This is a genomic window from Coriobacteriia bacterium (assembly GCA_013334745.1).
Lineage (GTDB): Bacteria > Actinomycetota > Coriobacteriia > Anaerosomatales > JAAXUF01 > JAAXWY01.
This window is the reverse complement of the sequence record JAAXWY010000024.1, coordinates 15,233-36,342: the sequence shown is the minus strand read 5'-3', so window position 1 is coordinate 36,342 and position 21,110 is coordinate 15,233. Positions and strand designations below refer to the sequence as shown.

The following is a 21,110-nucleotide window of genomic DNA, read 5'->3' as shown; positions in this document are numbered from 1 at the left end:
CGTGGGTGGGCACGGGTGCAGCCGCGTACGGCGGCACCAGCGGCGCGACCGCGGCCGTTGGCGGGACCGCCGCGGGGGGCACGCTCGGCGGTACGGGCGCGAACGGCTCGGGAGCCTGGGAGTTGTTGATTCCGTCGTCGGTCATCGTTCACCTCGAAGCAAGTCGGAGCACAGAATCGAGCGGCTCATGCGATCGCCGCAACGAGAACATACCGCCGAGCGGGCCCGCGGTGGCGGCATTTCACGGAATGAACATAGCGACCCGCGCCTGCGAGGCTACAGGGCGAGCGTGCCCAGCGAGCCGAGAACGACGCCTGCACCGAGGCCGGCGGCGATGACGGCGAGCACGCACAGCGTGAGAGCGAGCGAAGCGATCGGCGAAGCGGCGGCCGCAGGCTGCTCGGCGGGTTCACCGAAGAACATCGCACGCACGATGCGCAGATAGTAGCCGGCCGACACGACGCTCATCACCACGGCGATGATGACTGCGACGATACTCGCGGTCGAACCCCCGGCGAGAGCGGCGGTGAACAGGTTCAGCTTGCCGAAGAAGCCCACGAGCGGCGGGATGCCGATCAGCGAGAACAGCAGCACGACCACTGCCCAGGCTGTGGCGGGACGATGCTTCGCAAGCCCGTCGAAGTCCGCCAGCCCCGGCCCGACCTCGGCCGCCACCAGCATGACGCCGAGCGACGGAGCGGCGTATGCCAGCGCGTAGAACACCGCCGAGGAGAACCCGGCAGCCGCGAGCGTCGAAGCACCGAGCAGTAGGTAGCCGGTGTGCGCGACGCCCGAGTACGCCATGAGGCGCCGGACATCGCCCTGTGTCAGCGCGCCGAGGTTACCCAGCAGCATCGAGACCACCGACACGACCAGTACGACGGTACCGACGCTCGCAATACCCGGGGCGATTGCAGCGAGCAGCCGCACGAGTGCGACCGCACCAGCGACCTTGGGGACAGTGGAGACGAACGCGACAGCCCATGCATCGGCACCCTCGTAGGCATCGGGCGCCCAGAAGTGAAACGGCGCGGCAGAGAGCTTCGAGAACATACCGACCGCCGCAAGCAGGACCGCGAGCAGTCCGAGCGAGCCGGCGCCGCTGAGGTCGAGTCCGGCGTAGCGGGTAGTGCCGCTCAGGCCGTATACGAAGGAGAAGCCGTAGAACATCACCAGTGAGGTGAGCATCGACAACAGGAAGTACTTGAGTGCGCCTTCGAGGCTGCGGATGTTGGCTCGGCGATAGCCCATCAGCACATACGCCGGAATCGTCGCAAGCTCCACGGCCATGACCAGCGTCATCAGTTCGCGTGCCTCGGACATGAGCATCGCACCCAGCGCCGCAAACATCGCAAGCGAGACCGCTTCACGGATGCGACCCTCGCCACGCTCCGCAGTCCACAGCAGCCACGCGGTCGTCAGGAACGCGACCGCGATGCGGGCGGCACGCGCCGACCCGTCGAACGCGAGCAGGTCGCCGAACGGGCCCTGACCCCCCACACCCTGCAGCGCAACCAGCACGCCCGCGGCAAGCGACAGCGCCGCGCCGATCCATGCGGCACCGCGATCCTTGCCGGGAAGCAGCTCGGCGAAGAGCGCCCACAGCGCGCCGGCGAGGAGCAGAAGTTCGGGGATGATGAGGGCGTATCCGGTCACCTAGATCCCCACAGCCTTCCCGAGAACGCGAACCGCAGGGTCGACGTAGCCGAGCAACAGGCTCCAGTTCACACCCACCGCAACGGTGAGCAGCACGAGCGGCGCGATGACGACGATGTCGCGCAGTGAGGCGTCCGGGAGGTCGGCAATCGCGTACGACGGCTGGCCGAGTACCACGCGCTGCAGCATCCACAGCATGTACGCAGCACCGAACAACACGCCCAGCGAAGAAGCCGCGACGGCCCACTGCATCGGCGTGCCGGCCCAGGCCTGCCACGCACCGAGCAGCGAGAGGAACTCGCCGACGAAGCCGGACAGCGCAGGCAGGCCCATCGACGCGAACGACGCGAACGCCATGAGCCCTGCGATGACGGGCATCTGACCGGCGAGTCCGGAGAGCTTGGAGATCTCACGCGTGTGCGCACGGTCGTAGACCATGCCCACCATGAAGAACAGCATGCCGGTGGTCAGACCGTGGCTGAAGTTGACCGCGACCGCGCCGTCGAGACCCGCGGCGGTACCAGCCGCGATACCGAGCATCGCGAAGCCCATGTGCGAGACAGACGAGTACGCCACCAGTTTCTTGAGGTCGGTCTGCGCGAACGCGACCGCGGCGCCGTACACGATAGCGATCGCAGCGAGGATCCCAATCGCGCCGCGCCACTGCAGGTAGGCCTGCGGCAGGATCGGCAGCGAGACGCGCATGAAGCCGTAGGTTCCCATCTTCAGCAGCACGCCGGCGAGCAGCACCGACGCCGCGGTCGGCGCCTCGACGTGAGCATCGGGAAGCCAGGTGTGCAACGGCCACATCGGCACCTTGACCGCGAAGCCGAGGAAGAACGCCAGGAACAACCACCACTGCAGACCCGCCGGTACGAGCGCCGGGGCGTTGGCCTGCAGCCAGACGATGTCGAACGAGTTCGTCTTGAGGTACAGGGCGATGATCCCCACCAGCATGAACACCGAGCCGAGCAGCGTGTAGAGGAAGAACTTCATCGCCGCGTACTGACGACGCTCGCCGCCCCACTGCGCGATGAGGAAGTACATCGGCACGAGCACGAGCTCCCAGAACACGTAGAACAAGATGAAGTCCATCGCGAGAAAGACACCGTTCATGCCCACCTGCAACAGCATCAGCATGGCGAAGTAGAACGCCGGCTTGTTCTCGAGCTTCCAGCTCGCGATCACCGCGAGCAGGGTGAGCAGCGCCGACAGGAACAGCATCGGCAGCGACAGTCCGTCGAGTGCGAGGTGGTAGTTGATGTTGGCCATCGGCACCCATGCGAACTTCTCGACGAACTGCAGACCGCCGTCACGCGAGAACTGCGTGATGACCCAGCCGACAAGCGCGAGGTCCACCGCGGCGATGATCCCGGCTATCCAGCGGGGCCACGTCGGCTGGCTCTTGGGCACCACCGCACACAGGATGGCGCCGACGAGCGGCAGGAACACGATGAGGGTCAGCACGCGTCAGGCCCCTTTCAACACGAGATACAGCATGAACAGCACGACAGCTGCGAGGATGAGTCGCTGATAGGTTTGCAGACGCCCGGTCTGAATCGAGCGGAGAGCGGAACCTGTGTTGCGCGAGAACGACGCGAGTCCGTTGACGATGCCATCGATGGCGACTCGGTCGAAGCCCCAGGACCCCTCGGCGAGTCGAACCCACGCTGCGGCGGCGCCGTTGACGACGCCGTCGATCGCCGAGCGATCGATGCCCCAGAGCAGGTCACCGAGGCGCATGAACGGCTTGATGAAGATCGCGTCGTACGCGATGTCGAAGTAGAGCTTGAGGCTGAGCGCCGAATAGACACGGCCCATGCGCTCCTTGTATACGCGCGTGTTGACCACCGTCGAACGTCGACCGTAGACCCACCACGCGCTCGAGATTCCCGCGGCGGCAACGCCGCTGGACATGAGGATCAACTCGATGGATGGCCACTCGATCTCCTCGCCGAGGAATGCGGCGAACTGAATGCTCCCGAAGCCGACCACGCACGTGATGAGGGCAAGCAGCACCATCGGGAACAGCATCGTCTTGTGACCGTCGTGCAGATGCTCGATCTGCTCGGGGCCCTCGAAGACGCGGAAGTACAGGCGGGTCATGTAGAACGCGGTGAGCAGCGATACCGTGAGGACCGCGACGACCGCCCAGACAAGGTGCTCGTGAAGCAGCGACGCGATGATCTCGTCTTTGCTGAAGAATCCCGAGAACGGGATGACCCCGGCCAAGGCAAGTGAGCCCACGAGGAACGTCGCCCACGTGATCGGCATGTGCTTGCGCAGTCCGCCCATCTCACGCATGTCCTGCGTCTTGGCGGAGTGAATGATCACGCCTGCCCCGAGGAACAGCAGCGACTTGAAGAACGCGTGCGTCACGAGGTGGAACATCGTTGCAACGACACTCGCGCTGCCGATCGCCATGAACATGAGCCCTAGCTGCGAGATCGTTGAGTACGCGAGAACCTTCTTCACGTCGTGTTGGACCGCCGCCAACAACCCGCCGACGATTCCGGTCACTGCTCCGATCACGAGTACCGCGGACAGCACGGCCGGAGCCGCCTCGAGCACCGGCAGCATCCGGGTGAGCAGGTAGACGCCGGCGGCGACCATCGTCGCGGCGTGGATCAACGCGGATGCGGGCGTGGGGCCCGCCATGGCATCAGGCAGCCACACGTGCAGTGGCACCTGCGCCGACTTACCCATGGCCCCGATGACGAGGCCGATGGCTGCGGCGGTCGCGACGCCCGGGCCCCAGGTTTCGACCGAGGCGAACACGTCGGTCAACTCCCACGTCCCGATCGCGTTATAGATGACCACAAGCGCGAAGAGCAGGCCGAGGTCGCCTACACGAGTCGTAAGGAACGCCTTCTGCGAGGCCTTGCGAGGGGCCTCGAGTTCGTACCAGAAGCCGATGAGGAGGTAGGAGCACAGGCCCATGATCTCCCACGTGGCGAACAGGAGCAGCAGGTTATCGGCGAGCACGAGAGCGAGCATCGCGGCGGTGAACAGTGAGAGCACCGCGAAGTACCAGCCGCGTCGCGCGTCGTTGTGCATGTAGCCGAGCGAGTACACCTGCACACAGCTCGCAACCACGGTCACAACCACGAGCAGGATCGCCGCGATCGAGTCGAGCTGGACGCCGAGTTCGAACGGCCGCCCCCCAACCTCCGCGAGGACCCACGAGTAGTTCCAGACCGCTGACAGCGACTCCTCGCCACCGGGCCATACCTCCGCGAACGCAGCGAGCGAGAGCACCGTCGAGCCGACGATTCCGGCAACGGGCAGCCAGAGCATCTTGTTGCGCAGCTCACGCGGCAGCGCCACGAGGGCGAGAAACGCCAACGCGGGAAGGGCAGGTATGGCGATGAGCCAGTTCATCCCTATCCCTTCAGCTCGTTCATGCTCGTGACCTCACTGGACTTGAGCGAACGGTAGATCGCGATGACGAGGCCGAGTCCGAGTCCGACCTCCGCGGCCGAGACGACCATGGTGAACACGGCGAAGAACACGCCGTCCATGGTCATCGGCGTGACGAAGCGAGCGAATGCGACGAGATTGATGTTGACCGCCATGGCCATCAACTCAAGTGAGAGCAGCAACTGCACGGTCGCTTTCTTTGAGAGTGCGCCGTACAGGCCGATTGAGAACAGCACCGCGGCGAGCATGAGGAACGGTTCGATTCCGAAACGCATCACTCGTCGCCCCCGTCCTTGGTCCACCAGACCGCGCCGACGAGCGCCACGGTGAGGATGAGCGAGGCGATCTCGAAGGGCAGTGCCCACCCGTCTGCGGCGAACAGCAGTCGCCCGAACGTGGCGATGTCGGAAGTCCATGCCACCGCCGACTGCGTCGCTACCGGGTGGTAGTCACGCAAGGCAACGAACATGACCGCGCAAAACCCGACTGCGACGATCGCCGCGATCGGTGAGAAGTCGCGCGGACGAACCGCGTCCTCGGGGCGCCTGAGCGTGATCATGATCGAGAAGACCATCAGGACCGCCACGGCGACCGCATACACGAGGATCTGGACCAGCGCGACGTAGTCTGCCCGCAGGAGGAAGAACAGACCGGCCACGGCGATCGAGGCCTCGAGGACCCAAAACGCGCTGTGGACGATGTTCTTGGCGACGATCATCCCGATCGCACCGCCCACGCACATGGCAGCGAGTACGAGGAAAGCCGCGCCGTTGACGGTATCAGGCATCAGCGCATCCTTCCTCGGCGGTGGCGGGCGCGGGGTTCACAGTGTCGGCAGCGGCTTCGGCGGCGGCGCTCGCAGCGGCCGATGCGGGTTCGGCCGCAGGGGCCACAGGCGCGCGCTTCTTGGCGACCGCGACGGGTGTATCGGCGAGCAGCTCGATCGCGAGCGTCGAGGGGTCGATGCGGGCAAGCTCGTAGTCGTGGCTCATCTCGATGGCGTCGAAGGTGCACGCCTCGACGCACAGGCCGCACATCATGCACGCGCCCACCTCGTAGTGCCAGTGGTCGATGTGCTTGCTGCGGTCTTCGCCGGTGGTGATCTCGATCTTGATGATGAAGTCGGGACACGCCTTCTCACACGCCATGCAGCCCGTGCACTTGTGCGCACCCGCCTCGTCGAGCTTCATCGCAAGCGCCCAGCGCGAACGCTCGGGCAGCTCGACTCGCTCGTGCGGGTACTGCACGGTGATGTTGGGTCGCATGAAGTTGCGGAAGGCGATGCGCATGCTCTTGAGTACGCCGGTGCCCCAGATTCTCATTGGCCACCACCAAGCGTGGCGAGGATCTTGAGGGCGGCGCCGGTCACCATGACCCACGCGAGCGACGCCGGGAGCAGAACCTTCCAGCCGGTCGCGAGGAACTGGTCGACCCGTAGACGAGGCAACGTGCCTCGGATGGCGAACACGAGGAAGATCACCAAGTAAGTCTTGATGATGAAGACCACGGGCGCGATGGGCTGGATGAGGTCGGCGGGAACCCACGGGATGTTCCAGCCACCGAAGAACAGTGTGACGACGAGCGCCGAGAACACGAACACGTTGCTGAACTCCGAGAGGAACAGCAGGCCGAACTTCATCGCCGAGTACTCCGTAGCGAACCCGGCAACCAGCTCGGATTCGGCCTCGGCCAGGTCGAACGGCGTTTGGCCGGCCTCGATGAGACCGGCGATGAAGAACAGCACCAGCGCGGGGACGTTCCACGCGAACCACTTGGGGATGAAGCCGAAGGCGAGCCCGGACTGTGCGTTGACGATGTCGCCCAGGCTCATCGAGTTGGCCATCATGACCACCGGCAGCGCGGCGAGGAGCATCGGGACCTCGTAAGTGACCTGAGAACCGACGCTGCGCATCGCACCGATAAGCGACCACTTGTTGTTCGACGACCAGCCGGCAGCAAGAATGCCCAGCGGGATGATCGACATGACCGCGAAGATGAACAGCAGCCCGTAGGGCAGGTCGAGGATGACCCACGTCCGCGAGAACGGCAGCACCGCGTACGACATCAGTGAGGGCACGAACACGATCGCCGGCGCGAGGAAGAACAGCAGTTTGTCGACGGCTCGCGGCGTCGGATCCTCTTTCGTGAGGAGCTTGAGCACGTCAAAGACGGTCTGCAGAAGGCCATGCGGCCCGTTGTCCATCGGCCCCATGCGGATGTGCAGCTTCGCCAGCACCTTGCGCAGCATGTAGATAAGCACGACGCCGTTGAGCAGCATCAGCCCGATGGCCGCAAGGAAGCGCAGTACGCCGACAAGCCACGGGTTCATCGGTCCACCTCGCCCAGGATCAGGTCGAGGCTACCCATGAGCACGACGGAGTCGGCGAGAAGCACGCCCGGCAGGAACGCCTCGCCCGCCTGCAGCGCGTAGAGCGCGGGCGGGCGGTAGCGCATCCGGTACGGGGTGTCGGTGCCGTCGGTGACGAGATGCACGCCGAGTTCGCCGCGCGGAGACTCCACGGCTGCATACGCCTCGGCGGCTTTGGGACGCAAGACGCGCGCGACCTTGGCGGTGTGCTCGCCTTCAGGCATCCCGTCGAGGCACTGGCGGACGATGGCCGCCGACTGCTTCATCTCCTCGATGCGCACCTGGCAGCGCGCGTAGATGTCGCCGGCCTCGGCGACGGGAACGTCGAACTCGAGTTCGTCGTAGGCGGCGTACGGGCGATCGCGTCGGATGTCCCACGCGATTCCGGAACCGCGCAGCGCCGGACCGGTCAGCCCGAACGCAAGCGCGGCCTCTCGGTCGATGACGCCTACGCCCTTGGTCCTCATCTGGAAGATCTCGTTGTCCATGAGGATCTCTTCGTTCTCGACGACGTGGATCGCGAAGTCATCGAGGAACCTGCGGATCTTGGCCTCGGCGGTGGTGGTGATGTCGGCAACGACCCCGCCCGGGCGCACGTAGTTGAACATCATTCGCTGGCCGGTGATGTCCTCGAGGATGTCGAGAAGCGCTTCTCGGTCGCGGAACGTGTACAGGAACTGCCCCATCGCGCCGGCGTCCAGACCCATCGGCCCGTACCAGACGATGTGACTTGCGATTCGGTTCAGTTCGCCGAGCAGGCACCGCAGGTAGTTCGCTCGGCGTGGAACCTCGATCTCGGCCGCTGCCTCGGTCGCGAGCGCGAACGCGAGCTCACCGTGGATGCCCGCCACGTAGTCACCGCGGTCCATGAGCGTGCCGACCGCCGAGTAGCGGCGTGATTCAGCGAGCTTCTCGATGCCGCGGTGCAGATAGCCGATGACCGACTCGCCCGAGACGATCGTCTCGCCGTCGAGTTCGAGGATGAGGCGAAGCACGCCGTGGGTGGACGGGTGCTGCGGGCCCATGTTGAGAATCAGGTTCTCGGAGGACTTCGTGGGAACGCCGCTTGGGATCCGCGGCAGAACCACCACGCACTCGCCGAGCATCCCGGGGTCGTTTGGCGCGGCGATCGAACCCGTGGGTTTGTCGACCGCGGTGACCTCGATGTGCTGAGAGGCCCGGTCGCGGACCTCATCGGCGCCGCGTACCTCGAACGACTTGCGCAGCAGCGGTGCGCACCCATCTGTGGTCAGCAGCCGCTTCGGGTTGGGGTGCCCGGCAAGCGACAGCCCGAACAGCTCGGCGGTCTCGCGCTCGGGCATCAGCGCGCCCGGGAAGAGGTCCCAGATACTCGTGAGCACGCCATCGTAGTCGTGCGCGGCCTTGATGATCAGGTCCTCGTCGCGCGTGAGTGAGCGTACGTGGTAGACGGCGTCGACAGCCTCGCCGGTGTCGATTCCGAACAGGTCGACCAATGCGCGAACCGACACGTCGGAGTCGCGCAGGGCGACGAGCGCGGCCCTAACGTCAGTCGCAGCGACACGACACACGGAGAGAGAACCCTCCGCCGATTCGACCGAAGACTCGATGCCCGCGCGTTCGAGGACGCTCTTAGCGACCGTCGTGTCGAGCTGCTGCAAGCCTACCCTCCGTCTGCGCCTGGATCTTCTTCATGAGCGTGAGGAAGCCGTACTGCACGGACTCGGGCCGAGGCGGGCACCCGGGAATGTACACGTCGACCGGGACTATCTTGTCGACACCCATGATCACGTTGGGGTACTCGCGGAAGGGGCCGCCGGTCGACGCACACGCGCCCATAGCGATGACCCACTTGGGCTCAGGCATCTCGTCGTAGAGGCGTCGGACGACCGGCGCCATCTTGTGGTTGACGGTGCCTGCCACGATCATCACGTCGGCTTGACGCGGACTCGCTCGGAAGAAGACGCCCAAGCGGTCGAAGTCGAACTTGGGGCCCGACGCGTGCATGAGTCCCTCGATGGCGCAGCAGGCGATACCGAACGCCATGTACCACAGCGACTTGCGCCGGGCCATGTCGAAGAGCTGCTCGCTGCGGATGAAGATCGCAGAGTGTTCGCCGGTCAGCTTGTCTATCGCCACGACAACGCCCCCTCTTTCCAGGCGTAAATCAGACCGGCGACAAGGATGGTCACGAACACGACCATCTCGACGAAGACAAACCAGCCACGCATGCCGTAGACAAGCGCCCACGGATAGAGAAACACGGTCTCAATATCGAAGATGACGAACAGGAGCGCGTAGACGTAGTAGCCGGCGTGGAACTTGACCCATGGCGGGCCGATGGACTCAACGCCACACTCGTAGGTCTCGGACTTCTCGGCGGAGGGCTTCTTGGGACTGAGGAGCCATGACGTGGCAAGGGTGACGGCAACGAAAGCCGCACCCAGCATCACGAAGACCGCGATGATTACCCTGTCCAGCGCCAAGCAGCCGACCCTTCCTTCACCCCGCGAGACTCAGGACGCACAACGCGCTGGCGAGGGGTCCGAAGGAGCAGTGCATAACCCGCCCCCGCCCAATCACCAGGCTATTGGTTTTCGGACAATACCATACGACACCAGCGCGTGTGACAAGACAGAAACGCACGCTGCAACATAACTCCGCGTGCGGGTCGGTTGTGTCGGTATACGGCTCGCCCCGGTGCGAAACGGACGGGCGGACGGCGATGCCGGCAGCGGCTCGCATCACAGCACCTCACGAGCTACCGAGCGAGCACTGCGACGATCGACTCGATGGTGGTCTGCATCACGCCGATGAGCGACTGGGGCAGCACGCCGACCACGAGGATGAGCAGCGCCAGCGGCGCCATGGACGCCACCTCGCTGCCGCTGATGTCGGGCATTCCCGCACGCTCCTCGTTCAGTGGCCCGAAGGTCACTCGCCGCAGCATCCACAGCAGGTAGCTCACGGTGAGTACGACTGCAGCCGCGGAGATCATCGCGAGCACCGGATAGACGGGCAGCGTGCCAGCGACGACGAGGAACTCGCCGATGAAGCCGCTCATGCCTGGAAGCCCAAGCGAGGCGAACGAGGCGAACACGAAGCCCCCGGCAAGAATCGGGGTCACCTTCGCGATACCCCCGAACGCGGCCATCTCGCGAGTGTGCGCCCGCGAGTAAACCGCCCCGACCAACAGGAACAGCAACCCGGCGATCAGCCCGTGCGAGAACATCTGCACGGTGGCACCGGTCAAGCCCGCAGTCGTGCCGGCACTGATGCCGAGCATGACGTAGCCCATGTGCGACACGGACGAGTAGGCGACGAGCCGTTTGAGGTCTGTCTGAACGAGCGCCAGCGCCGCTCCGTAGACGATCGATATCACCGCGAGCACGGCAAGTACGGGTGCGATCGCCGTGAACCCGGCCGGGAGCACCCCCGGCCCGAGGCGGATGAAGCCGTAGCTTCCCATTTTGAGCAGCACGCCGGCGAGGAGCACCGAGACCGCAGTGGGCGCCTCGACGTGGGCGTCGGGAAGCCAGGTGTGCAACGGGAAGATCGGCACCTTGACCGCGAGGCCGACTGCAATCGCGATGAAGATGCCGGTCTGAAGTGCGGCCGGCAGGTGCCCGGCGCTCTCGGCGATTCGGATGAGGTCGAACGTCTTGGCGCCAGTCGCCAGATACAAGGCGATGATGCCGGCGAGCATGGCGAGGCTGCCAGCGAGTGTGTAGAGGAAGAACTTCACCGCGGCGTACGCACGGTTGGGGCCGCCCCAGATGCTGATCAGGAAGTACATCGGAATGAGTACGACTTCCCAGAACAGGTAGAACAGGATGAGGTCGAGCGAGACGAACACGCCGCTCAATCCGGCCTCGAGGAGCAGGAGCAGGGTGAAGTACTGGCGCTCCCTATCGTTGATGCCCGCCGATGCGATGACCGCAAGACAGGTGAGAAGCGCGGTGAGGAACAGCAACGGCAGCGACAGACCGTCGACTCCAAGATGGAACGCCGTCCCAAGCCCTGCGATCCACGGCACATCGATCTCGAACTGCATGCCGGCGACGGTCGGATCGAAGTTGGCCCACAGCCAGCCTGCCATCACGAGCACCAGGCCGCTGATCCCGAGCGCATAGCCACGAGCATGGCCCGAGAACGAGCGCGGAATCAGAGAGAGCAGGATGCCGCCCACCAGCGGGACGAGGATCGTCGCTGCCAACACGAGCTGTCCGGTTCCCATCTGAGTCATCATCGGAACAACACCGCCGCAGCCTCGTTGGCGAGCCGGAACGCATACTCGGGGAAGAGGCCGAGCGCCAGCACTCCGGCCACACACACCGCGGAGGCCAGCGTGGCCGATGGGTCGAGCACGAGTGGCTCGGTGTCGCCCTCACGCACGTAGATCACGTAGATGACGCGCATGTAGTAGTACATCGAGATCACGCTGTTTATGACGCCGATGGCTACGAGCCATATCAGGCCCTCGTGCGCTGCGGTCAGGAAGACGTAGAACTTAGCCATGAATCCGCCCAGCAGCGGCAGACCTCCCAGCGACAGGAGCGCGATGGCCGCCGTAAGCGCGACGAGCGGTGCCCGTTTCGCCAAGCCTGCGTAGCCCTCGATCTCAGCCGAGCGGGTTGCCTTGGCGACGTTGATGATCGTGCCGAACGCAGCGAGGTTCGCAAGCGTGTAGGCGACCGAGTAGAACAGAATCGAAGCGACGCCCGCAGCCGAAAGCGCGGCCACGCCCACGAGAAGGTAGCCGGCCTGGGCGATGCCTGAGTACGCGAGCATGCGCTTGATGTTGACCTGACGAATCGCACCGAGGTTACCGATGGTCATCGAGAGTGCAGCCATCACGCCGAAGATCAGCGGCCAGTCGAGCTGCACGTGTGTGGTCGCCACGATGATGCGGAGTGCGAGTGCGAAACCGGCGAACTTCGACCCGACCGACATGAACGCGGTGGTCGGCGTCGGCGCACCCTCGTAGGTGTCGGGCACCCAGTAGTGGAATGGCGCCGCCGTGATCTTGAACGCGAAGCCGGTGAGCAACAGCACCAGCCCCAGCGCGACCACCGAGTCTATCCGCTCGGCCTTGCCCAGCTGAAGCGCGATCTCGGAGATGGTGCTCGTGCCCAGCGAGCCGTAGATCAGGCTCATGCCGTACGCGAGGACCGCCGTGGAGACCAACACGAGCAGCAGGTACTTCAACGCCGCCTCGCCGGACTTCCCACTTCGCTTGGCGTACCCGATCAAGATGATGAGCGGCAGGCTCGTCAGCTGCAGCGTGACGAAGATCGTGAACAGCTCACCGGCGGATGCCAATACCATGTGCCCGAGCGTGCACCACACGACCAGCGCGTAGTACTCGGCAGGCCAGCGGGTGAACCTCGGGACGGAGTTGGCGGCCAGCAGGAGCGAGAGCGCGCCGATCCCGAGGAACAGGAACGTGAAGTACGTCGCGAGCCCGTCGAGCACGATGATGCCGTCGAACAGCGTCGTCTCGACTCCCGCGCGGGCGGCAGTCGCTACCGCAGCGACCGCAAGACCGGCGACTCCGACGTATGCCAGCCACGAGCGCGACGATGCGCCCTCCTCGCCGACACGCGGCAGGAACAGGTCGATGACGAGAATCAGCGCGCCAGTGATCGCCACGATCAGCTCGGGCCACAGGTACGCGACCGCTTGTGCTGTGCCGCCCATGGCCTAACCACCCGCCAATCGCCTGAGCAGCGGAAGGATACCGCTCGTAATCATGGTGAACATCGAGTTGGGCAAAATGCCGACGAACATGATCGTGGCAGCCAGGATCGCCATCGGGGCGAAGCGCAGCGGCGTGGCGTCGTGAATAGGCAAGACGGCATCGGACGGCTCTCCGAGCAGAATCCGCCCCAGCAGGCGCAGCAGGTAGGCAGCGGTGACGACGACCCCCACGAAAGCCGCAGCGGCGACCCACACGGACTGGGTGACGACCCCGACGTACACGAGCAGCTCGGCGACGAAACCCGCGGTCGACGGCAGGCCCATGCTCGACGCCGCCGCGATGATGAAGCAGGCGGCGACCAGTGGCGTGCGGTGCATGAGGCCGGATATCTCGGCGATCGCGCGCGTGTGGGTCTGCTCGTAGATGAATCCGATGAGCGCGAAGAACAGCCCGGTCATGATGCCGTGCGCGAACATCTGGAAGACGGCGCCGGTCAGCGCGAACCTGCCGCCGATTCCCAAGCCGAGCAGCACGTAGCCCATGTGGCTCACGCTCGAGTAGCCGATGACGTACTTCAGGTCGGTCTGGCTCATCGCACAGAACGCACCGTAGACGATGTTGACCACACCGATGCCGATGACGAGATACGCCCAATCGTGCGCGCCATGTGGGAAGAGCATCATCCCGAGTCGAATCAGGCCGTAGGCACCGATCTTGAGAAGTACGCCCGCGTGGATCATCGAGACAGCGGTGGGGGCGGCCACGTGGCCGTCAGGCGACCAGGTGTGCAGCGGAAAGATCGGGATGAGAGCGCCGAAGCCCACCAGCGCCAACAGGAATCCCCACATCTGGAACTGATCGGTGAATCGATACGCCGACCATACGCCGAGGTCGAACGTGCCCTGCCCAACCTGCCAGTACGCCAGAACCAGCAGCAGAATCAGCACCGCGCTGCCTGCGAACAGGAACAGCGTGAGCTTCATCGCCGAGTACTCCTTGCGCGTGCTCCCCCAGATGGCGATGAGCAGATACATGGGGAGAACAGCCATCTCATAGAAGAAGAACAGCAGGAACGCATCGCGCGCGGCGAACACACCGAACACCCCGGTCACGAGCAGTAGCAGCAGCGCGAAGAACTCGCGAGGGCGCGTCTCGACGTTCCAGCTCACCAGCACGCCCGTGAAGATGACGATGGAGGTGAGCAGCAGCATCGGCACGGAAATGCCATCGACTCCGAGGGAGTACGAGACCCCGAGCGACGGAATCCATGGAACCGACTCGGTGAACTGGAAACCGCCCGCGACCTTGTCGTAGCCGATCCACACGGCCAGCGACCCGACCAGAGTGACCACTCCGGCAAGCAACGCGATCACACGCGGCACCTTGGGGTGGCTGCCAACGAGCACGATCAGCAGCGCCGCAGCGACCGGCGCGAGCACGATGATCGAGAGCACGGGGTATCCACTCATCGGACGAACACCACCACGAGGAGCACGATCGAGGCGACGAACATCAACAGGTAGATCTGCACGTCACCGGTGAGCGCTTTGCGCACTCCCCTTCCGGCGCCGATCACTGACGAGCCGAGCCCGTCGACCGCTCCGTCGATGCCCGAACGATCGAAGATCGCGAGGGCCTTGCTCACGACCATCCCGACCCAGCCGGCGCCACGGACGGCGCCGTCGACGGCCATCGAGTCGATTCGGCCGAAGAACTCCGAGACGACCATGATCGGCGCCAGGACGAAGAACTCGTACATGTCGTCGATACGAAACGTCCGTGCGAGTACCGACTGGGCGAACCAGGTCTTCATGTACCAGTCAGGAGTGATCTCTTCCTTGACGTACATCAGCCACGCGTACGCGATCGCACCAACCGAGACGGCGACCGCCGCTACGGCAAGGCGCAGCGAGAACTCGCCGCCGTGTTCGCCGAGGAACGCCCCGAAGGCGTAGTGCGCGAACGGCGAATTGACGAAGCCGGCTACGACGGCCAGCGCAGCGAGTACGACCAGCGGCACCGTCATGACCGCCGGGGACTCGTGCGCGTGCTCGCTCTTGCTCGCCGGGCCCGGCGTCGCGAAGAATGCGAGGAAGGTCGCGCGTCCCATGTAGAACGCGGTCAGGCCCGCCGTGAGAACCGCGAGAATCAGATAGACGACGTTGCCACCGTGCATCACCGACAGCAGGATCTCGTCCTTGCTCCAGAAACCCGCGAGCGGTGGGATGCCTGCAAGCGACAGCGAACCGATGATCCACGTGATGGCGGTGATCGGCATCTTGCGCCACAGCCCGCCCATCTCGTGGAGGTCTTGCGTGTGTGTCGCGTGGATCACGCTGCCTGCGGCCAAGAACAGCAACGCCTTGAAGAACGCGTGTGTCATCAGATGGAAGATCGCTGCGACCCAATTGCCGACTCCCAGAGCGAGCATCATCAGGCCGAGCTGCGAGATCGTCGAGTACGCGAGCATCTTCTTGATGTCGTCCATCGTCACCGCGATGAGCGCTGCCATGAGCGCGGTGATCATCCCGATAGCGGCCACAACCTGCAGCGTGATGTGATTCGCCTCGAACAGCGGGAACGAGCGCGCGACCAGGTACACGCCTGCTGCCACCATCGTCGCGGCATGGATGAGCGCCGAGCCGGGTGTGGGACCGGCCATCGCGTCGGGAAGCCAGACGTGCAGCGGGAACTGCGCACTCTTACCCATCGCCCCCATGAACAGCAGGAGCGCCGTGGCGATGAGAGTAGGCCCGACCCAGCCGCCGGTCTCAACGAGGTGGAACACCTCTTCGAACTGGAACGAGTGCGCACGCGTCCACATGAACACGAGCGCGAGCCCGAACCCGACGTCACCGATGCGTGTCACGAGGAACGCCTTGGCGGCCGCTCTGGCGGCGACCGGTTGCTCGTACCAGAAGCCGATCAGGAGATACGAGGCGAGCCCCATGAGCTCCCAGCACATGTACATGAGCAGCCAGCCGTTGGCGAGCACGACGCCGAGCATCGCCGCGGTGAACAGTGAGATTGCCGCGTAGTACCAGCGGAAGCGCTCGTCGGAGTGCATGTAGCCGATCGAGTAGATCTGCACGAGCAGACTGACGAGCGAGACGATGACGAGCATGAGCGACGAGAGCTCATCGACGGCCACGCCGAGTTCGATAGGCACGCCACCGATGTGCAGCCACGTGGTGGTCGCCGAGCCGGCCTGCCCGCCGATCGTCATCCACAGCAAGGCGAGCGACGAAGCGAAGACTCCGCTCATCGCGGCGATCCCGATCGCCGGCGCGACCATCGTCGGCAGTTTGCGACCGGTCGCCGTGATGAGCACGAACGCCACCAGGGGAAGCAGCGGGAGAACCCATGAGTCCTGAAGTAGGTTCATCGGCTCACCCCCACAGCTTTCGCAGCGACTCGACGGCGTTGATATCGGATGTGCGATTGAGCGTGATGATGATCGCCAGCGCCAGGCCGAACTCGGCGGCGGCGATGACCATGAGGAATGGCACGAAGCTCACGCCGATGGCCTGCTTCGGCGCGACGAATACCGAGAAGGCGGCGAGGTTGATGTTCACGGCGTTCAAGATGAGTTCGACACTGATGACGATGCGCAGCGCGTTGCGCGACGTGAGCACTCCGTACAGACCGATGCAGAAGAGTGCGGCCGCGAGCACCAGATAGTGATTGAGCGTGATCACGCGGCCTCACCGCCCTCATCGGAAGAGTCGGGGTCGAGCACGTCGTCCTCACGCGCCAGCACGATGGTGCCGATCAGTGCGATCGTCAGCGCCAGGCCGGCCATCTCGAACGGAATCACGAGGCGAGAGAACAGCACCTCAGCGGTCGCGGCCATCGTGAGCGGTTCGCCGGGGGTGAGCACCCACTGCGCGCTCCAGATCGCGGTGATGGCCGTCATGAAGAACGTCACCGCCACGGCCGTGCCCAGCCAGCGCACCCATGTGCGGTCGGGTGGCGAGTTTGCGGGCTCTGCTCCGGTGAACATGAGCGCGAAGAGCACGAGCACGGTCATCGCTCCGCCGTAGACGAACAGCTGCATCGCTGCGAGGAACTCGGTTCTGAGCAAGAGGAAGATGCCGGCGATCGCGACAAGGGTCGCGAAGAAGAACATCGCTGCGTGAACGAGGCGCTTCGCCCGCACGAGCCCCAGTGCTCCGCCAACGGCGACCAGGGCGTAGAAGTAGAAGAGGACCGCCTCAAGGGTCACTGCGCGTCACCGCCACTCGACGGTGTCGACGCCTGCGACGCCGGGTCCTCGGTCGCGGTCTGAGCCGCGGGCCCGGGCGCCTCGGCGGTGCCCTCCGGCGCGACGTAAGGCCGGTCGAAGAGCACGAGCCGCATGTCGTCACGCTCGGCGGACGCTCGCTCGTAGTCGCCGATGAACTCAACGCCGTCAGAGGGGCAGTTCTCGACACAGAGTCCGCAGTACATGCACGTGCCGAGATTGACGCTGTAGTGGGTCAGGACACGACCAGGACCATCAGCACGCTTCTCGGACTCGAGAGTGATCGCGTTGTCGGGACACGACTTCGCGCACAGCGTGCAGGCGGTGCAGCGCGGGTTGCCCTGCTCGTCGAGGGGCAGCGCGAACATCGTGCGGCTGCGAGGCGGCAGTTCCCGGCGGACCTTGGGGTACTGCACCGTGTGCGCGGGACGCAGGCAGTAGCGCAGCGTGGTCAGCATGCCTTTCGCCATCCCGATCACGCCGCCACCTCCCCTGCACTCGATGCCGCGGCTTTCGCAGCCGCCCGCTCGGCAGTACCTGCCCGAACGCCGATACGCGCAACGAGCCACACGAACACCGCGGCCGCGAGCACTTCACACACGACGATGACCCACGGGTTGGTGACGACCCCGACCGAGACGATCGCGAGGCTCACGAGTGATGCGGGGATGAGCACCTTCCACCCGAACGCCATGAGCTGGTCGACGCGCAGGCGGGGGAACGTCGCACGCACCCAGATGATCAGGAAGACGACCGCGTAGGTCTTGATGAGCAGCCAGACGATGCCGGGCAGAATCGGGCCGTTCCAACCGCCCAGGAACAGCAGCGTGGCGAGAAGCGACACTGTGAAGACGTTCATGTACTCGGCGACGAAGAACAGCGCAAAGCGCATGCTCGAGTACTCGATGTTGAAGCCGGCCACGAGCTCGGACTCGGCCTCGGGGATGTCGAACGGCGTTCGATTGACCTCGGCGAGTACGCCGATGAAGAACAGAAGGAACGCGAGTGGTTGTGTGACGATGTTCCACACCTGCGTCTGCGCACCGACGATCGCCGAGAGCTTCATCGAGCCGGCAACCATCACGAGTCCGACGGTCGAGAGCACCATGGGGACTTCGTAGCTGATCTGCTGAGCCGCCGCCCTGAACCCGCCGATGACGGAGTATTTGTTGGCTGAGGCCCAGCCGGCGATGAGTACGCCCACCGGCGAAAGCGCGGCGACGGCGAACACGAAGAAGATGCCGGTGTCGAAGCTCATCCCCGTGAACGACTCGACCCAAGGAGTCGCCGCGTAGAGCAGGATCGCCGGCGAGAACATGAGGATGGGCGCGATCAGAAAGAGAACACGGTCTGCCGCAGCGGGCACCAGATCCTCTTTGCCCAGCAGTTTGATGGCGTCGGCGATCGGCTGCAGCAGACCGTGGTAGCCGGTGCGCATGGGGCCCATACGACCCTGCATGTGCCCGAGCCACTTCCGCTCGCAGTACATCACGACGACGGTGTTGATCAGCACCACGATCACGAGTACGACCACGCCGATGAAGACCTTGAGGATGCTCATCGGTCGATCTCCCCCATCACGACGTCGACCGACCCGAGGGCCGGGATGACGTCGGCGACACGGCAGCCCTTGAGCATGGCCGGAGCGACGTGGAGATTCGAAAAGGCCGGCGAGCGCACCTTGAGGCGCCACGGCTTGGTCGAACCGTCACTGACCACGAACATCCCCAGCTCGCCTCGGGGGCTCTCGACTTCGCGATAGACCGCACCGACCGGCGGGCGCAACGCGCGCGGCACGCCTTCGGCGATGTGCGGACCCTCGGGCAAGCCCTCGAGCGCCTCGAGGGCGATGCGGGCGGACTCGCGCATCTCGGCGATGCGGACGATGTAGCGGTCGTAGGTGTCGCCGGTCGTCCCGAGCGTCACGTTGACCGGCAGCCGGTCGTACGCCGCGTAGGGCGCGTCCCGGCGCAGGTCGATGTCGACGCCGGATGCGCGCGCGACCGAGCCGGTGACGCCATAGGCCGCCACGGCCTCGGGCGACAGAACGCCGACGCCGCGCATGCGGACGCGGAAGATCTCGTTGTTGGTGAGCAGAGACTCGCAGTCGTCCATGGAGCGCGTGAAGGTCTTGAGGAACGCGATCATCGACGCGGCTGCCTCGGGCTGAATGTCGTCCTTGACGCCCCCGGGGCGGAAGTAGTTGAACATCATGCGGGCGCCGGCTACGGTCTCGAAGAAGTCGAGGATCTTCTCGCGGTCGATGAACGCGTAGAGGAACGGCGTGAGCGCACCGGTGTCGAAGCCGGCCGCAGCGAACCACGTGTGGTGGCTCGTGATGCGCACGAGCTCCGAGAAGATCACGCGCAGGTAGTCGGCCTTGGGGGTCGACTCAATACCGAGCAACTCCTCAAGCGCAAGCATGTACGCGAGCTCCTGGTGAAACCCTGAGACGTAGTCGCAGCGGTCGAGCAGCGGAGTGCACGCGCGGTATACGTTCTTCTCGCACAGCTTCTCGATGCAGCGGTGTAGGTAGCCGTGGGTGGGTTGCGCCGCAACGACCGTCTCACCTTCGAGCGTCAGGTAGAGGTGGAGGACCCCGTGGGTGCTCGGGTGCTGCGGGCCCATGTTGAGCACGAGTCTCTGCGAGTGCAACGCAGGGTCGCCGGCCTCAGCAGCAGCCGCAAACGGATCGAACTCGGCCGGTAGCTGCGCCTGACCGGGCTCGAGCGGCACGAGGTCATGCGATGCGTTGCCGTGCACCGCCGCGGCCGCACGAACCGTCTCCTGGCTCACGCCACCCTCGGCGAGCTCGAAGGCCTTGCGGAGCGGATGGCCCACGAAGTCGTCACGCAAGACGATCCGCGTGAGGTTGGGATGACCCTCGAAGCGCACGCCGAACAAGTCGTAGACCTCGCGCTCGTGCGGTCCAGCGCCGGGCCACACCGTGTAGAGCGAGGGCACGACCAGTGAATCCTCCGCGAGTGCGACCTTGATCGCGACCGACTGCTGGTCGGCTCGGCGCTTGAAGACGTAGACCATCTCGAGCCCGCTGCCGGCCTCAGGCAGGTCAACGGCCGTGAGAAAGGTGAGGTGTGCGAAGCCGGCGGCCTTGAGCGCCGTAGCCACCGAGACGATGCGCGAGGCGTCGGTACGACCGCACACCATCTCGCCCGGTCCGAGCGCGTCCACGTCGGTCACAGCGGTGATTGCTGCAAGCACCGCCTCGGGCGCGTCGTATGTCATCGTCGGCGCGGTGCTCACACGCGGCCTTCCAGCGCCCAGCGCTCAGCCGCAGACGGCTCGCCGGCAGCGTTGCGCTCCATGAGGGTGAGCAGCCCGTCCATGAGCGACTCTGGGCGCGGCGGGCACCCGGGAATGTAGACGTCGACCGGGATGACGAAGTCGACGCCGTTGACGACGTTGTAGCCGGCTGCGAAGGGGCCTCCGCCGACCGCGCACGACCCCATCGCGATGACGTACTTGGGAGCGGCCATCTGCTCGTACAGGAGCTTCATCCTCGGCACCATCTTCAGATTGATGGTGCCTGCGATGATCATGCAGTCGGCCTGGCGCGGCGAATTCCTGAAGAAGATGCCGAACCGATCGGTGTCATAGCGCGCCGAACCACAGCTCATCATCTCGATGGCGCAGCAGGCGGTGCCGAATGTGAGCGGCCACATCGAGTGACCGCGCGCCCAGTTCATCAGCTGCTGGAGTGGTGCGACAAGCACCTTGGTCTC

At 65.0% G+C, this 21,110-nt stretch carries 21 protein-coding genes; all 21 read right to left on the bottom strand.

Annotated elements, in window-relative coordinates; genetic code table 11:
- Positions 1-145 (bottom strand): stress protein (locus HGB10_07425; GenBank protein NTU71631.1); only part of this gene is annotated, 145 nt, incomplete at its 3' end.
- Positions 146-276: 131 nt separating this feature from the next.
- A complete protein-coding gene (locus tag HGB10_07420; protein ID NTU71630.1) occupies positions 277-1,656 on the bottom strand; it encodes an NADH-quinone oxidoreductase subunit N in 1,380 nt (459 codons plus the stop codon).
- A complete protein-coding gene (locus HGB10_07415) occupies positions 1,657-3,123 on the bottom strand; it encodes an NADH-quinone oxidoreductase subunit M (GenBank protein NTU71629.1) in 1,467 nt (488 codons plus the stop codon).
- A gap of 3 nt (positions 3,124-3,126) precedes the next feature.
- Complete coding sequence (gene nuoL / locus HGB10_07410) at positions 3,127-5,037, bottom strand: NADH-quinone oxidoreductase subunit L (GenBank protein NTU71628.1); 1,911 nt, start codon at positions 5,035-5,037, stop codon at positions 3,127-3,129.
- A gap of 2 nt (positions 5,038-5,039) precedes the next feature.
- Positions 5,040-5,351 carry an NADH-quinone oxidoreductase subunit NuoK gene (nuoK, locus tag HGB10_07405; protein ID NTU71627.1) on the bottom strand — a complete coding sequence of 104 codons (312 nt, stop codon included), beginning with the start codon at positions 5,349-5,351 and terminating at the stop codon, positions 5,040-5,042.
- A complete protein-coding gene (locus HGB10_07400; protein ID NTU71626.1) occupies positions 5,351-5,863 on the bottom strand; it encodes a hypothetical protein in 513 nt (170 codons plus the stop codon). The genes nuoK (HGB10_07405) and HGB10_07400 overlap by 1 nt, the downstream gene beginning before the upstream one ends.
- Positions 5,856-6,398 (bottom strand): 4Fe-4S binding protein, encoded by a 543-nt coding sequence (locus HGB10_07395; protein ID NTU71625.1) that lies wholly within the window; start codon positions 6,396-6,398, stop codon positions 5,856-5,858. Before HGB10_07395 ends, HGB10_07400 begins: the two co-directional genes overlap by 8 nt.
- A complete protein-coding gene (nuoH, locus tag HGB10_07390) occupies positions 6,395-7,405 on the bottom strand; it encodes an NADH-quinone oxidoreductase subunit NuoH (protein NTU71624.1) in 1,011 nt (336 codons plus the stop codon). The genes HGB10_07395 and nuoH (HGB10_07390) overlap by 4 nt, the downstream gene beginning before the upstream one ends.
- On the bottom strand, positions 7,402-9,084 hold the full coding sequence (locus tag HGB10_07385; GenBank protein NTU71623.1) for an NADH-quinone oxidoreductase subunit D: 1,683 nt from the start codon (positions 9,082-9,084) through the stop codon (positions 7,402-7,404). The genes nuoH (HGB10_07390) and HGB10_07385 overlap by 4 nt, the downstream gene beginning before the upstream one ends.
- Positions 9,056-9,646, bottom strand: a complete 591-nt coding sequence (locus HGB10_07380) for an NADH-quinone oxidoreductase subunit B (protein NTU71622.1) — start codon at positions 9,644-9,646, stop codon at positions 9,056-9,058. The genes HGB10_07385 and HGB10_07380 overlap by 29 nt, the downstream gene beginning before the upstream one ends.
- Positions 9,553-9,909, bottom strand: a complete 357-nt coding sequence (locus tag HGB10_07375) for an NADH-quinone oxidoreductase subunit A (protein NTU71621.1) — start codon at positions 9,907-9,909, stop codon at positions 9,553-9,555. Before HGB10_07375 ends, HGB10_07380 begins: the two co-directional genes overlap by 94 nt.
- Positions 9,910-10,184: 275 nt before the next feature.
- A complete protein-coding gene (locus HGB10_07370) occupies positions 10,185-11,672 on the bottom strand; it encodes an NADH-quinone oxidoreductase subunit M (GenBank protein NTU71620.1) in 1,488 nt (495 codons plus the stop codon).
- The gene (locus HGB10_07365; GenBank protein NTU71619.1) at positions 11,669-13,123 is read right to left on the bottom strand and encodes an NADH-quinone oxidoreductase subunit N; all 1,455 of its coding nucleotides are present in this window, start codon (positions 13,121-13,123) and stop codon (positions 11,669-11,671) included. The genes HGB10_07370 and HGB10_07365 overlap by 4 nt, the downstream gene beginning before the upstream one ends.
- Positions 13,124-13,126: 3 nt before the next feature.
- Complete coding sequence (locus tag HGB10_07360; protein NTU71618.1) at positions 13,127-14,593, bottom strand: NADH-quinone oxidoreductase subunit M; 1,467 nt, start codon at positions 14,591-14,593, stop codon at positions 13,127-13,129.
- Positions 14,590-16,509 (bottom strand): NADH-quinone oxidoreductase subunit L, encoded by a 1,920-nt coding sequence (gene nuoL, locus HGB10_07355; GenBank protein ID NTU71617.1) that lies wholly within the window; start codon positions 16,507-16,509, stop codon positions 14,590-14,592. Before nuoL (HGB10_07355) ends, HGB10_07360 begins: the two co-directional genes overlap by 4 nt.
- Positions 16,510-16,513: 4 nt before the next feature.
- Positions 16,514-16,822, bottom strand: a complete 309-nt coding sequence (gene nuoK / locus HGB10_07350) for an NADH-quinone oxidoreductase subunit NuoK (protein ID NTU71616.1) — start codon at positions 16,820-16,822, stop codon at positions 16,514-16,516.
- Complete coding sequence (locus HGB10_07345; protein NTU71615.1) at positions 16,819-17,349, bottom strand: hypothetical protein; 531 nt, start codon at positions 17,347-17,349, stop codon at positions 16,819-16,821. Before HGB10_07345 ends, nuoK (HGB10_07350) begins: the two co-directional genes overlap by 4 nt.
- On the bottom strand, positions 17,346-17,846 hold the full coding sequence (locus HGB10_07340; protein NTU71614.1) for an NADH-quinone oxidoreductase subunit I: 501 nt from the start codon (positions 17,844-17,846) through the stop codon (positions 17,346-17,348). Before HGB10_07340 ends, HGB10_07345 begins: the two co-directional genes overlap by 4 nt.
- Positions 17,843-18,928 carry an NADH-quinone oxidoreductase subunit NuoH gene (gene nuoH / locus HGB10_07335; protein NTU71613.1) on the bottom strand — a complete coding sequence of 362 codons (1,086 nt, stop codon included), beginning with the start codon at positions 18,926-18,928 and terminating at the stop codon, positions 17,843-17,845. Before nuoH (HGB10_07335) ends, HGB10_07340 begins: the two co-directional genes overlap by 4 nt.
- On the bottom strand, positions 18,925-20,631 hold the full coding sequence (locus HGB10_07330) for an NADH-quinone oxidoreductase subunit D (protein NTU71612.1): 1,707 nt from the start codon (positions 20,629-20,631) through the stop codon (positions 18,925-18,927). Before HGB10_07330 ends, nuoH (HGB10_07335) begins: the two co-directional genes overlap by 4 nt.
- Positions 20,628-21,074 (bottom strand): NADH-quinone oxidoreductase subunit B, encoded by a 447-nt coding sequence (locus HGB10_07325; protein ID NTU71611.1) that lies wholly within the window; start codon positions 21,072-21,074, stop codon positions 20,628-20,630. The genes HGB10_07330 and HGB10_07325 overlap by 4 nt, the downstream gene beginning before the upstream one ends.
- Positions 21,075-21,110: the final 36 nt, after the last annotated feature.